This window comes from Staphylococcus sp. HMSC063F05, from assembly GCF_001837075.1.
GTDB lineage: Bacteria > Bacillota > Bacilli > Staphylococcales > Staphylococcaceae > Staphylococcus > Staphylococcus epidermidis.
On record NZ_KV831325.1, the window covers coordinates 56,415 to 71,202 of the forward strand.

11 protein-coding genes and 1 pseudogene are annotated in these 14,788 nt (G+C 30.1%); all 12 read right to left on the reverse strand.

The window, feature by feature from the left end:
- Nucleotides 1-26: 26 nt before the first annotated feature.
- Nucleotides 27-740 carry a GntR family transcriptional regulator gene (locus HMPREF2576_RS02605; protein WP_002439536.1) on the reverse strand — a complete coding sequence of 238 codons (714 nt, stop codon included), beginning with the start codon at nt 738-740 and terminating at the stop codon, nt 27-29.
- Nucleotides 741-742: 2 nt separating this feature from the next.
- Nucleotides 743-3,136, reverse strand: a complete 2,394-nt coding sequence (locus HMPREF2576_RS02610; protein ID WP_002439534.1) for a DNA translocase FtsK — start codon at nt 3,134-3,136, stop codon at nt 743-745.
- Between the two features lie 265 nt (nt 3,137-3,401).
- A complete protein-coding gene (gene rnjB, locus HMPREF2576_RS02615) occupies nt 3,402-5,075 on the reverse strand; it encodes a ribonuclease J2 (RefSeq protein WP_070856158.1) in 1,674 nt (557 codons plus the stop codon).
- 367 nt (nt 5,076-5,442) lie between these two features.
- Nucleotides 5,443-7,548: a polyribonucleotide nucleotidyltransferase gene (gene pnp, locus HMPREF2576_RS02620; RefSeq protein ID WP_001832554.1), complete on the reverse strand. Its 2,106-nt coding sequence runs from the start codon at nt 7,546-7,548 to the stop codon at nt 5,443-5,445.
- A 131-nt stretch (nt 7,549-7,679) separates the two neighbouring features.
- Entirely contained in the window at nt 7,680-7,949 is a 270-nt protein-coding gene (gene rpsO / locus HMPREF2576_RS02625) for a 30S ribosomal protein S15 (RefSeq protein WP_002439528.1), read from the reverse strand.
- Nucleotides 7,950-8,068: 119 nt separating this feature from the next.
- A complete protein-coding gene (locus tag HMPREF2576_RS02630) occupies nt 8,069-9,040 on the reverse strand; it encodes a bifunctional riboflavin kinase/FAD synthetase (protein WP_001832563.1) in 972 nt (323 codons plus the stop codon).
- A 15-nt stretch (nt 9,041-9,055) separates the two neighbouring features.
- Entirely contained in the window at nt 9,056-9,973 is a 918-nt protein-coding gene (truB, locus tag HMPREF2576_RS02635) for a tRNA pseudouridine(55) synthase TruB (protein ID WP_002439525.1), read from the reverse strand.
- 137 nt (nt 9,974-10,110) lie between these two features.
- A complete protein-coding gene (gene rbfA, locus HMPREF2576_RS02640; protein WP_001829509.1) occupies nt 10,111-10,461 on the reverse strand; it encodes a 30S ribosome-binding factor RbfA in 351 nt (116 codons plus the stop codon).
- 302 nt (nt 10,462-10,763) lie between these two features.
- A pseudogene (locus HMPREF2576_RS12615) lies at nt 10,764-10,859 on the reverse strand (hypothetical protein); the annotation flags it as partial.
- Between the two features lie 211 nt (nt 10,860-11,070).
- Nucleotides 11,071-12,447 (reverse strand): hypothetical protein, encoded by a 1,377-nt coding sequence (locus tag HMPREF2576_RS02645; protein ID WP_049319216.1) that lies wholly within the window; start codon nt 12,445-12,447, stop codon nt 11,071-11,073.
- Nucleotides 12,448-12,544: 97 nt separating this feature from the next.
- Nucleotides 12,545-13,864, reverse strand: a complete 1,320-nt coding sequence (locus tag HMPREF2576_RS02650; protein WP_049319215.1) for a type II restriction enzyme — start codon at nt 13,862-13,864, stop codon at nt 12,545-12,547.
- A complete protein-coding gene (locus tag HMPREF2576_RS02655; RefSeq protein WP_049319213.1) occupies nt 13,854-14,696 on the reverse strand; it encodes a DNA adenine methylase in 843 nt (280 codons plus the stop codon). Before HMPREF2576_RS02655 ends, HMPREF2576_RS02650 begins: the two co-directional genes overlap by 11 nt.
- Between the last annotated feature and the right edge of the window lie 92 nt (nt 14,697-14,788).

The following is a 14,788-nucleotide window of genomic DNA, read 5'->3' on the forward strand; positions in this document are numbered from 1 at the left end:
TAACCTCCTGGTTTTAATATGACAATTTATTCACTTTTAGTAATAGTGAATTTAACTAAACTACTCTTAATATAATTTAAAGAATACAAAATTGGTTGATGCTTTTCGTCATAATGTACTACTTTAAGTAACATAAGCCCTTCGTGAGGTGAAGCATTAAGCACTTCAGAGATATGGGGTTCGTAACTAATTGCTTCTAAATCCATTTCTGCATGCATGATTTGATGATTTGTAGATGCTTTAATAGCTTCTAACATTGAACCACTACTCTGTTGATAATCTGTACAAGTTAGATAAGTTTTTGCTATTTTGTCTAAACAATATACGACAGGCTTATGATTAGCAGTCCTTAGTCTCTCAATAATTGTTATAGGTTCTTTTGTTTCTATACCTAAATGTTCAGCATCTAAAATAGTTGCAGGTTGCTCGTCAAGATTCAGATATTCTGTTCCTGCTTCATAACCCGCTTCTTTAATCATAGTCCCTATACTAATAATTTTATTTAACGGGTAATAGAAAGGGGGCTTTACTTTTACGCTAGTCCCCTCTTCAAAATTATCCGTTACTACTTGTTCAGTAATCAACTCATCTATACCATCATAAACATCATCTGTTTTAACATTTAATGCTCTCGCAATTGACAAATTACTAGGTAATTTACTTCCATTGGTTAGTTCACCATCTTTGATTAAATTTAAAATGTATTGTTTTACTCTATAGATTGCACTCATTTCCGACATTTTTACACCTCGTCATTTTCTAAATCAACTAATATTTGTCTAGGTTTACTTCCTTTTTGTGGACCAATAACTTGGTTACGTTCCAAATCATCCATGAGCCTTGAAGCTCGATTATAACCGATTCTAAATTGTCGTTGTAATAAAGAAGTACTAGCTTTTTGCTTTTCTATTACAAATAAATAAGCTTCATCATATAAAGCATCCTCACTCTTCATTTCTGATTTATCTACAGGTGCATCTGGTTCCATTTCTTTAACATAATTTGCTTTCTGTTGCTCTACAACATAATTAACAACATCTTGCACTTCTTGATCACTTAAAAAAGCACCTTGAATTCGGGTTGTAGTAGATTCTCCGTTACCAACATATAGCATATCACCTTTACCAAGTAGCTTTTCAGCTCCACCAGCACCAATTATTGTTCTAGAGTCAGTTTGAGAACTTACAGCGAACGCAATTCTTGATGGAATGTTATTTTTAATAATACCAGTAATAACATCAACGGAAGGTCTTTGAGTAGCTACAATTAAGTGTATACCCGCTGCTCTAGCCATTTGAGTAATACGTTGGATAGCATTTTCTACTTCTTTACCTGCAACCATCATTAAATCAGCCAATTCATCCACTATTACGACGATATACGGTAACTCAGGTTGTTTTTCATCAAGTTCTTCATTCTGTTTGCGTATATATTGGTTATATCCTTCAATATTTCGTGTCGATGAATGTTGAAACAAATCATAACGACGTTCCATTTCTGAAACAATTTTTTCTAAAGCTTGAGACGCTTTATGTGGGTTTGTTACAACCGGTATAAGTAAATGAGGAATACCATTGTAAACATTTAACTCTACCATTTTAGGATCGATTAACATAAGTTTAACTTCGTGCGGTTTTGTGTTGAGTAATATACTCGTTATAATACCATTAATACAAACTGATTTACCGCTTCCTGTTGAACCAGCAACGAGTAAGTGAGGCATTTCATTTAATTGAATTGATATTGGATCACCAGAAATATCTCTACCAATGCCGACTTCTAATTTATACTTAGATGGGAACTTATCTTCTAAAACTTCTTTTAGAGTGACAAGTGAGATTTTATCATTGGGAACCTCAATTCCTACCGCAGAGCGACCTGGAATAGGTGCTTCTATTCGTACATCTTTCGCAGCCAAAGCTAATGCAATGTCATTATGGAGATTGACTATTTTACTTACTTTAACACCTTGCGCTGGTTGAATTTCATATTGCGTAACTGCAGGACCGATTTTAATTTGTGTTACTTTAGCATTAACTCCAAAGTTTTTTAGTGTAGATTCTAAAACCTGACCTTTACGTTGGACTTCAGCTTTTGAAGTAGTTTTTTGTTTAGTAGGCTGTTTTAATAAGGATAAAGGTGGCACCGTATACTCAATATTGGCTTCTTCACCAGCTTCAGATATTGAGCCTTCAGCCTGACTTTGTTGTTGATTGTTTTCAGCGGTTGTAGATGGCTGATTATTATTTATTGATTGATTTTTGGTACTTGGTAATGATTGTTGAAATTGTTCATTATCCAAAACACGTTTTTGACGTTGGTTAGCAGTATTTGGTCTTTTATCTTCTTGCTCATTATGACCATATATTGGAATATCGTCTGACTGAGAAATCTCTGGAAAATCACTAACATCTTTAATGACATTATTATTCTGACGTGATTTTTTTTGTTTTTTTCGTTCAATTTTTGCCTCTTTTAATTGGGCTTTTTCTTCTTTTTTAATCTTATTTTGTTCTCTTTTTTGTTTTATTGACTCAGATGCATGATTACTTGATGACTTGAGGTTGTCGAATAAACTTTTTGTAACATCTCTATGTCTTAAATTAAGTAATAAAATGAAACTCGAAGCTAGTAATAGGATAGTAATTATTATTACACCTACAATAGATATGAGAGGTATAAATAGTTTAAGTAAATAAAAACCTATTAAGCCTCCCCCAAAATTTGGAAAATGTGTTTGTTCATAAGCTTTATAAACAAAGGACAGTACAGGCTCTCTTTGAGAAGTGATATTATGTGAAAAATGAAAATACAATTGCGCTATAAATAACAAAGCTAATTGTAAAACTATTGCACCGATACTACGTCGAGTTCTAGGTATTTGCTTAGAGTATGTTATAAAAATTGTTGCAATAAGTACTAAAATATAAGTTAAATATCGACTCATACCAAAAAGATAATTAAAAAAGCTATCAATCATTCTACCAATGATTCCTAATTGAAAAGCGCCTAGTATAATAAGAATTACTACAATTATTGAGAATATATATCTTAAAGGCGTTTCATTTTGCTTTTTTTTATTCGTTTTTTTATTACCCTTTCTCTTCGTCGATGTTCTTTTTTTTGCTTGTGGCAATACCTACACCTTCTTTTTTAATCTCTCATCATTACTATATTTAGAGTATTCATCCCATTTGAATATATACTTATATGTATTTTTAATAAGATGAAAGAGGCAAGAACAACTTAGATTATTTAGATTCACTTTCATATTTACCAAACTCTAAGATTTTAGAAACTGATAAATAATTAAAAGAAAAACTAATTGTTGAACAAAGTCATTAAACATGATTTTGCTTTACTAAATTGTCCCAACCTCTTTAAATATTATTCTATTAAGATTAGATCTCCGATATGACTGGAATAATCATTGGACGGCGTTTTGTACTCTCAAATAGTAACTTACTGATTTGATCTCTCATATTTTGCTTGATTTCTGACCATTCTATTCGTTTTTCTTGAAGACCTTCCTCTACAATTTTACGTACTTTTTCTTCAGCCTCTTTCAAAAGTTCTTCACTTTCTCTAACATAGACGAAGCCTCTTGATTGAATTTCAGGTCCTGCAGCAATACGTCGATTTTTAGGATCTAATGTCACAACCGCAATAAAAATACCGTCTTCGGCTAATAGATGTCTGTCTCTTAATACGATATTACCTACGTCACCAACGCCAATCCCATCAATAAGTATATTACCTGATTGAACTTTTTCATTTAAAATCATATCTTTACCGTTATAACTAATCACGTCGCCTTTTTCAACTAAGAAAATTTTCTCAGGTGCTACACCGGTTTCTGCTGCTAATTTGGCATGTGCAATCTGCATTTTAAATTCACCTTGAACAGGTACAAAATATTCAGGTTTCATAATATTTAACATCATTTTCAATTCTTCCATACAACCATGACTTGACGCATGAATTTTCTTGTTGTTTGGAATTATATGTGCTCCAGCACGCACTAACTCATTTAATGTATCTGCAATAATAACCTCCATATTAGCTGAAGCAGTAATTGCTAGGAATATTGAATCTCCTTCTTCTATGTTCATAATTTTATGCTTTTTGCGAGCCATTTGACTTAATGCTTCTACTGGTTCACCTTGCATACCTGTAGCAATAATAATCACTTCATTTTTAGGATAATTTTCCACTTCGTTAATAGGTATTAATAAATCTTTTGGTATATCAAAGTATCCCATTTTACGTGCTATGTTAAACGAACTTTCAAGTGAACGACCTAAAAATGACACTTTACGATTAAGTTGACTTGCAATGTTAAGCACTTGTTGAATACGAACGAAGTTTGAAGCATAGCATGATACAATAAGTCTACCTTTAACCTTGGCAAAAGCATCATACATGTGATGTTCAATAATATTTTCAGGCGTGTTATATCCAGGCTTTTCAGCTTCTGTTGAATCACTGATTAATGCGAACACACCCTCATCACCAATTTCTGCCATACGTTTCAAGTCTGGAGCATAATGTCCATGCAAACTTTGATCAAACTTAAACTCTCCAGTATAAACTATAGAACCATACGAAGTATGAATACATACGCCTAAGCTATCAGGAATGCTATGTGTCGTATTAAAGAAACTCACGTTAACATTTTTAAATCTCATAATTGAATCATGGTTTACAGTATAGTAACGTACTTTCTTTTTAATATTTCGGGCCTTCATTGCTTCTTTAACAAGTGCGATTGTCAATTTAGAACCATAAACTGGTGCATCGATTTGTTCTAACACATAACTTACTGCGCCTATAACATGTTCATGACCGTGTGTAAGAAATATTCCTTTTAATCTTTCTTTGTTTTCAATGACATATTGAATGTCAGGAATAACGATATCTACCCCAAGCATTTCATCTTCTGGGAACATTAATCCTGCATCCAACATAAACATTTCATCGTCTACTTCAACGATGTACATATTTTTAGCGATTTCGCCTACTCCACCGAGTGGAATAATACGAATATCTTTATTTTTTTTCTTTATTAAACTCAAAATGTTACCTCCTATAAATAGTGACCCGTCCATATATAAACTCACTATTTATTATAAGTTAAAACGACCTTGATGTACACTATTATTGCACTGTTATACCATTTGATTATTGAGATTATATTTTTTAAGATTAATATTTTTATCATATTTAATAAAGCAATTGTCGCATGTACATACTAAATATTACTTTTACTTATTAAATGATTTTAATTGAATATATGTTTTTCAGTCACCATATAACATCACTAACAAAATACATTTATCTCACTGAATAGTCATATTAAAATAAAAAAACTGCTCGCAAAGCATTTAGCTTTGTCGGCAGCTTTTTACAGAACAAATACATTAAGTTCATATATGATACATTTTAATTTTTAGATTGCTCTAATACTTTATGTGACGCATTAACGCGACCTTGTTTATCGATTTCAGTAATTTTCACTTCAATTGTATCTCCAATTTTAAGAACATCTTCTACTTTATTAATTCTTTCTTGTGAAATTTGAGAAATGTGTAATAACGCGTCTTTACCAGGGAACAATTCAACGAAAGCACCATACTTTTCAATACGTTTTACTTTAGCATGATATACTTGTCCAACTTCCGCTTCGCGTGTAATATCTTCGATAATTTCTTTTGCACGGTTAATCATCGCTTGATCTACAGCACCTATAAAGATTGTACCATCTTGTTCAATATCTAATTTAACTCCAGTTTCGTCGATAATTTCATTGATTTTCTTACCACCTGGTCCAATCACGTCTCGAATTTTATCTGGATTAATACTCATAGTTACCACTTTTGGTGCGTAAGCACTTAATTCTTCGCGTGGTTGTTCAATCGTGTGAAGCATATGATCCATAATAGCTAATCGTCCTTGACGCGCTTGTTCTAGTGCTTCTTCAATAACTTCTCGAGTTAAACCATCAATTTTAATATCCATTTGAATCGCAGTAATACCGTCTTTAGTACCTGCTACTTTGAAGTCCATATCACCTAATGCATCTTCCATTCCTTGAATATCAGTTAAAATTGTATAGCTATCGTCACGCGTTACTAGTCCCATTGCAATCCCTGCGACTGGCGCTTTAATTGGTACACCGGCATCCATTAATGCTAATGTTGAACCACAAATCGATGCTTGAGATGATGAACCGTTAGACTCTAATACTTCACTTACAATACGAATTGTATAAGGGAAATCTTGAGTATCAGGTATAATGTAACGTAATGCTCTTTCACCAAGCGCACCATGCCCAATCTCACGTCTACCAGGTGCACGTACAGGGCCAGTTTCTCCTACAGAGAAATTAGGAAAGTTATAATGATGCATAAAACGTTTTTCTACCTCAGGTCCTAAACCATCAATTAATTGATAATCTCCAAGTGCGCCTAAAGTTAAAACTGAAAGTGCTTGTGTCTGACCACGAGTAAATAAACCTGACCCATGAGCTCTTGGTAACAAACCAACTTCTGATTCAAGAGGTCTTATTTCATCTACTTTACGTCCATCAGGTCGTATTTTTTCATCTGCAATTAGACGTCTTACTTCTTCTTTAATTAAGTCATTTAGAATTGCATAAACTTCTTTAACAAGCGTTTCATTTTCAGGATCTTCTTCATCTAGAAAATGACCAACAACTTCTTCTTTCAGAGCATCTAAGTTTTCATCTCGTTGTTGCTTATCGAAAGTTAAAACCGTGTCCTTAAGTCCTTTATCTTCAGTTAAACTTTTTACTTTTTCAACTAAATCTTCGTCTCTTTCCACCGGTACAAATTCTTGTTTTATCGGTTGAATGTGATCGATGATTTCTTGTTGGAATGCAACAAGTCGTTTGATTTCCTCGTGTCCGAAGAAAATAGCCTCAAGCATCTCACTCTCAGTAATTTCACTTGCGCCTGCTTCAACCATGTTTACCGCATCTTTATGACCAGCAACTTCTAAATCTAATCTAGAAATTTCTTTATCAGCGACGGAAGGATTAATGACATATTTGCCATCGATATAACCTACATTTACACCTGCGATGGGACCTTGGAATGGAATATCTGAAACACTTAACGCCATCGAAGAACCAATCATTGCTGCCATTTCTGGTGAGCAATCTGGATCAGCACTTAAGACAATATTCATGATTTGTACGTCATGTCTATATCCTTTTGGAAACAGTGGACGAATAGGTCTATCAATGAGACGAGCTGTTAACGTTGCTTCATCACCAGGGCGACCTTCTCTTTTTTTGAATCCTCCTGGTATTTTACCAGCAGCATACATTTTTTCTTCGTAATTTACAGTTAATGGGAAAAAATCGCCATCTCTAGGTTCTTTAGAAGCAGTTGCAGTTGATAGGACAACTGTATCTCCATAACGCACTAAAACAGCACCATTAGCTTGCTTTGCTAATTGTCCTGTCTCAATAGTTAAAGAACGCCCAGCCCATTCAGTTTTAAAAACTTTCTTCTCTTGAGACATTATGAATCTCCTCTCTTAATTCTAATATTTATATCATATCATTTATTTAACTGATTTTATATTTTTTATTATGATACATAATAAAAAAAGGAAAGTACCATCCATGGTGCTTTCCTAATTCTATATTAAGATTAACGACGAATACCTAATGATTTAATTAATTCACGGTAACGTTGAATATCTTTACTACGTAAGTAGTTTAATAAGTGACGACGACGACCTACCATTTTCAATAAACCACGACGTGAATGGTGGTCTTTCTTGTGTTCACGTAAATGCTCATTTAATGCAGTAATTTCTGCAGTTAATACAGCGATTTGGACTTCTGGTGAACCAGTATCAGTTTCGTGCACACGATATTCTTTAATTAATTCATCTTTACGTTGTTGTGAAATTGCCATTATCAATTTCCTCCTTAATTATAATTTAACTCCTTAATCTGAGTGAGGCGTCGGAGAATCGACCTACTAAGAAAAAGGTATATCTAGAGAATAAGAATAATCTTGTATCTCTGTCAACTTTATATATTATATGATATATCATCATCGAAATCAATAGATAATAAATGTTTAGCCTGCGCTTTATCTTCATTCATTTGTTTAACTAATGGATCGATACCATCAAATTTAACTTCTGGTCTTAAAAAGTGATGCCAATACACAGTCACACGTTCACCGTAAATATTTTCATTAAAATCAAATATATTCACTTCAATAACTAACTCAGCCCTAGTTGGATCGTGGAATGTTGGTTTAACTCCAACGTTAGCTACACCACGATGTAATTTACTCTCTGGACCAATTTCCATACTCACTGCGTAAACACCTTTTTTTGGTAGTACATAATCATCACTGGGTTGCACATTAGCTGTTGGAAAACCAATTGTTCTTCCACGTTTTTCACCTTGTACTACAGTTCCTTTAATCCTATATATATACCCTAATTCGTCATTTGCTTTCTGTAAATGACCATCTGTAAGCGCTTGGCGTATTGCAGTTGTAGAAATTTTTTCAGAATCCATCTCTTGTTTTCCTACAATAGTCGTATTAAAAGCTTTTGATTCCTGAAGTACCGTCATATTTCCTTTTCCAAATTTACCAAAGGTGAAATCAAACCCTGCAATCACTTCTTTAACATGATTATTAATAATATAATTTTTTATGAAATCGTCAGATGTCACATTAGCAAATCTTGATGAAAAATTGATAACGATACAATAGTCTATACCGTGTTCTGCTATCATTTCTAACTTATCTGAAAGTGGTGTAAGATAGGTTGTACGTTTACGCTCAGGGTTTAATACGACTGAGGGGTGTGGATCAAACGTCATAACAGCCTTTTTAAGTTGATGCTCTTTTGCTTTTTCATCAAGCACTTGAAACACCTTGTCGTGACCTCTATGCATACCATCGAAGAAACCAAAAGCCATAGCAACATTTTCAGTTATGAATTGATTACTTTGTATGGGATGTGTAACTTCTATCACTTTCATAATATTATTTCTCCTTTAATTAAAAACTTTTTTAGGTTTTATTTCATAAGGTTTATCTGGATGAACTATATATATTGCTAAAACTTTTTGAGTGCTACTATCGACAAATATAAAAGGTTCTTTAACATTTTGACTTAACACTTTTTTATGAAATTTTTGACCGTTACAGATTTTCTTTTTAAAATTTGAATCTTTCACTTGGAATGATTTCAGACCTTTTAAGCCATATTCTATAGGAAACAATTCATTATGTAATGAATCATGCTCATGTAATTCTTTAATTTGATCAATCGTTAAACTACTTTCTAATTGAAAACCGCCAGAAGCAATTCTAGTTAGACGTGACATATGAGCTGGAAAACCAAGTTTAAGTCCAATATCTGTAGCTAAAGTTCTAATATAAGTTCCTTTACCACATGTTACTTCAACTTCAAAATGACATGTCTGCTCCTGGAAAGTAACTTCAGATATTCTATGTATATCTTTAATAAAAACTTGTCGTTTAGGGCGTTCGACAGTTTCATTATTTCTCGCATATTCATATAATTTTCTTCCATTTACTTTAACAGAAGAATACATAGGCGGAATTTGTTGAATATGCCCCTCAAATTGCTGCAACACTTGGTCAATCGTATCTTCATTAATATCATTCTTATCAACAGCCCTAGTTTCTAAAATATCTCCAGTTTGGTCTTCAGTAGTCGTACTCTTTCCTAGCGTTATCATAGCGTGATAAGTTTTTCCCATTTCCATGATATAATCACTGACTTTTGTCGCATCGCCTAAACAAATTGGTAACACACCATTAACTTCAGGATCTAATGTTCCTGTATGACCAATTTTTTTCATTTTTAAAATTTTACGTAATTTAAAAACGACGTCGTGACTTGTTAAACCTCGTTCCTTAAATACCGGTAGTATGCCATTATACATGTTGTCACACCTTTAACTTTTAATAACGTGTATTATTATAACACGATATTTTAATTCTTTAATTAGCGTTTTACATAAAAATAGTAGGCAATATCAAAAATATGCTTTATGAATGATTGTGCCTACTATAAAATATATTATTTATCATTTTTGTGTAACTCTTGAATCATGCGTTCTATCTTATTACCGTATTCGATAGATTCATCATATTCGAATGTTAACTCAGGTATAATTCTTAGGCGCATTCGAGAACCAAGTTCAGATTTTATAAACCCAGTTGCTTTATGCAAAGCTTTAAACGTATTATCAACTTCTTTATCATTCCCTAACACTGTTAAATATACCTTTGCTTGTGAAAGGTCATTGGTTAGTTCAACATCAGTAATTGTTAAAAAACCAACTCTAGGGTCTTTAACTTTATTATTAACAATGTCCATGATTTCCTGTTTCATTTGTTCTCCTACACGTTCTGCTCTTATATTATTCATCATCTCACCTCTCTTTATTTTTACTTTACTCACAAATAAATGTGAAATATCAGATTTAATGATTAACTATTGATGTTCATTTTATTAAATTATCAACAACGAATCAATAAAATAATACTAAATGAGAGACCATAACTAAAGTATTGATAGCATAACATTAAGCTTTTCCAAATCAAAAATTTATATCTTCAATTTGATTGTTGGTTAAGCAAAGTATGTCATACTCTACTTTAAGATATTAGGTTTATGAAATATCTTAAAGTACTTAACTTAGCATATAGCCTCTCAATAAGTTTCAAAAATTATCTTTGAATTTCTACCATTTCAAACGCTTCAATAATGTCTCCTTCTTTGAGATCATTATATTTTTCAATTGTAATACCACATTCATAGCCTTGAAAAAACTTGTCAGATAAGCATTCCTTACTGTTTACATTTTAAAATATTATCTTATAGTAAGTAATACTGTCAAATTTATTAGCTTTAAAATGCTAAGATATTTAAACTATAAATTATTATTCCCCCTTAGTTTTTTGATAAAAAAATCTTAAAATTATAAAGACAAAAAGTACACATTAGTTTTTATAAAAAATCCACAAAAATTAAAAATTAGCCATCCTCAATCTTAACATCATATAGTTTATCTCTTAAATTGTTAGAATGTCTATTATTTAAAAGTTTAGGTAACATATCATTGATTTCTTTACTCATTAACTTTATATTTAATAATTCTTGAAGTTCATCAATGAATAAATCAGTTGTGTCGCCAAAACCATTTGATTTTGCTTCTTGAATTTTTTTACTTAGCCTCTTCGCTTGATTATGATTACTTTCAATAACTGAAGAAATTAAAAGTTTGTTAAAAGATTCTATTAATTTTTCATTATTTAATTGTAACAATTTTTTATATTCTCTATAATCCTTTAAAAATTCATTTAGACTTGATGAATTAACTTTACTTTTTATATTTAAAACTCGAGATACATCCTTAAAATATCTAATTCCACCTGAAGTTAATATTCCATCATTAAATAAAGAGTCATTGAAACGTCTAATAAATGCTGGATTTTGATAAAATTTATATGTTCCTTCTTTTATCATTTGCTTTTTAACTTTTTCTTTAACTTCTTTATATTTTTTTACTTCTTCATCACTTAATATTTTATTTTCTTCATATTGGGGAAATTCTCTATTATTGTTTATCAATAATTTACCTCTATATTCAGCATTGTATTCTATTAAATCATTTTTTTCCAAAAAATTTAGAGAAGCCGTTAAACTGTATAAAATTTTAGAATTAATCTTATTAAAGTAAGTTTTAATTAATTGAACGCCTTTTTCGTTAGTCATTTCTGTTTTTTTTATAATTTCACTGTTATCTTCTAAATTTTCTGATGAAATTTGATTTTTATCCTTGCTTGATATTGTATATGAATTTTTTGAGATAAAACCATTATCTTTATACTCTGTAAAAATTATATGCTCATTATTATATATTTTATCACTATTATTAATATCAAAATAATCATTTACGTATTTATTATTAATAAAACCAAATTCTTTGAGCCAATTCATTGAGGACTTATAACTATTTGAGAATGATTTATTATATAAAATACTAATCAGTAATATTCTAAAAGTAAGATTAAATTCACTTATTTGCCTACGTTTATCATCTCTTTTAATTGGTGAGCCATCTGGATTATGTAATCTTCCTAATTGATATAGAGTCTTTCTTTTATCTCTAGAGTCTTTAACTCTCACACAGTCATCATAAAATTGATTAGCTGTACGTATTAGACCTTTAATCATATTCCCTGATATTCTTGATTTGTTATTTTCTCTTTGTTTAAATTTTTCATAATCGAAAAATTCAAACAATTCAGCAAGAGTTAATTTTTTTCCTTCGTTCAAAAATAACTTCTCTTGCTGAACTTTAATTTCTCTTTTACCATCTCTATCTGTATATATAGAATAATAATCCAAAAAGTTTCATCTCCTAATAATTGCGACAATACCATTCTATATATATTATAATATTATATACTATATAAAACAATATTGTCGCAATCTTATTCATTATTTATATTTCAGTTAACTTAAAAATCCACTTAAACCAAGCTACAACAGTTTGCGCCCTTCTTACTGAACTTTTTTCAACTATGTTATTTTTTGTTAATAATTTTGCTATTTCATATTTGGAAATCATTCTTCCATTTTCAAGGATTTTTTCATAACAAATTCTAAAGATTTTATGTTTAAATATCTGGGAAATTATAGCTAATTGTTTATCCTTATATTTCATTTTATAAATTTGCCTTGCTAAAGGAGTTAAATATATTTCCATTTTATTTTTATTATTTTTCTTTTTAAAAAGTTCCAAATATCTGCCAGCATTAAAATAGTAATTTGCTTGTCTAGGAGTAAAACTCATAATTTCAGAAATTTCATTCTCATTAGTTTTTTTATTATCATAAATATATTCCATTATAGAAATTATTCTTTCCATTGAATCAGCTTGAATAAAAGGGATTTTATTTTCAATATCAATACTATCTGTAAACTCTTCTTTAGTATTGATATAAGCATCATATATATCGTCTTGAGTTATATTAGTATCCTCAATAGAATATATTTTATAATGTAGTAATTTAATTGATGAATAATTAAAAATATCGGTAAATTCATACTCAAAAAGTCTATATAAACCATTTGTGTATACCATAAATATTAATCTAATAGGTTTTCTTACTTTTTCTTGCCAATGCCTAAATGGATAATATAACTGTCTAATAATAAAATCTTTTGATAATATTCTTTTTGCTTCAACGATTATTACTGAATCTAAGCTTTCGAACCCAGCATCAATTTCAATTTGAACTTTATTAACATTAATATCTAATGAATCTCCTTTATATTTATCAATCTTAAATTTAAACTTTGGAGAAGTCATTCTACCGTTAAAAGTACTATATATATTGCTTTCAGTTTCTAAAAAGTCAGGTAATATTTTTAGTATTGATAAAATGTTAATAGCATTTGCTTCTGAATTTATATTTTCCTTATCTATTGTTTCAAATGATTCTAATATTTCAGTGTTAACTTTAATAATATCAAAGTTATTTTTTTCGATAATATCTGGAAGTTCTTCATAAAGTTTAAAATCACTAATTATATATTTAGTTCTTTCAATAGGTAAAATACCTAGCTTATTTTTTTTGAAAATTGTAGGTCTTAAATGGCTAGTATCAAATTTTGTCATTAATCTTGGTTCTCTATATTCTTTTATTGCTTCTGTTGATATAACAAAATAATTATTTTCATTAACTTCTTGAGTTATTTTGTATTTTTCAAATAATTTAGTCCAAGACTCTAAAGTTAAATTCTTTTTTTTAGATTTCATAATTCGAAACTAACACCTCGTTGATTTCCCCTCTGTTCTTAGCTTTACTATTAATAAATCTTTTCGCTTTAACAGTCTTAATATTATAATCAGAATATAAATCATGTATAAATTCACTATCAGAGTTAGATAATAAAAATCTTACTCCTTTTTCTGTTAATTTATCACAATAATTTTTTAATTCTTTTTGATTTTCTAACGTAAAACCTCCCTCAGTATATCCAGTAAATGAGCTCGATGTACTAATAGGCACATAAGGAGGATCAAAATATACAAAATCGTTTTTATCAAGGTTAGAAATAACATTACTGTAATCTTCATTATATATTTCTATATGATTATCATTAAAATATTTCGATAAAGCTTTGATAGTTATTTCATTTACAATATCTGGATTTTTATATCTACCATAAGGCGTATTAAAAAAACCAGACTGATTTACTCTATATAATCCATTGTAACAAGTCTTATTTAAATAAATAATTCGTGAAGCTTTATTTACAGTTGTATAATTTTTATAATTTTTTTCTCTATCAATAGCTCTAATTTCATAAAAGTAATCTGAAGAATTATTTAGTTTATGTATTTTTAATTCTTCGATAAGCTCATCAGGATTATTCATTATTGTTTTATAAACATTTATTAATTCACTGTTAGAGTCGTTAATTATAGCTTTATTAGGCTGAATGTCAAATAAAACTGCTCCTCCACCAACGAAAGGTTCAACATAAGTATTTATGTTTTTAGGAATTAAGGGTACTATTTCACTTAGTAATTGTCGTTTGCCTCCTACCCATTTTAGAATTGGTTTTATAAAAGAATTTTTGTTCATATTTTCACCACTTTAAATACTATTATTATCTTATATAGTTCCGCTTCAATTAAATAAATATTTCGTTTTAAAATATATTATTAAAATTATAA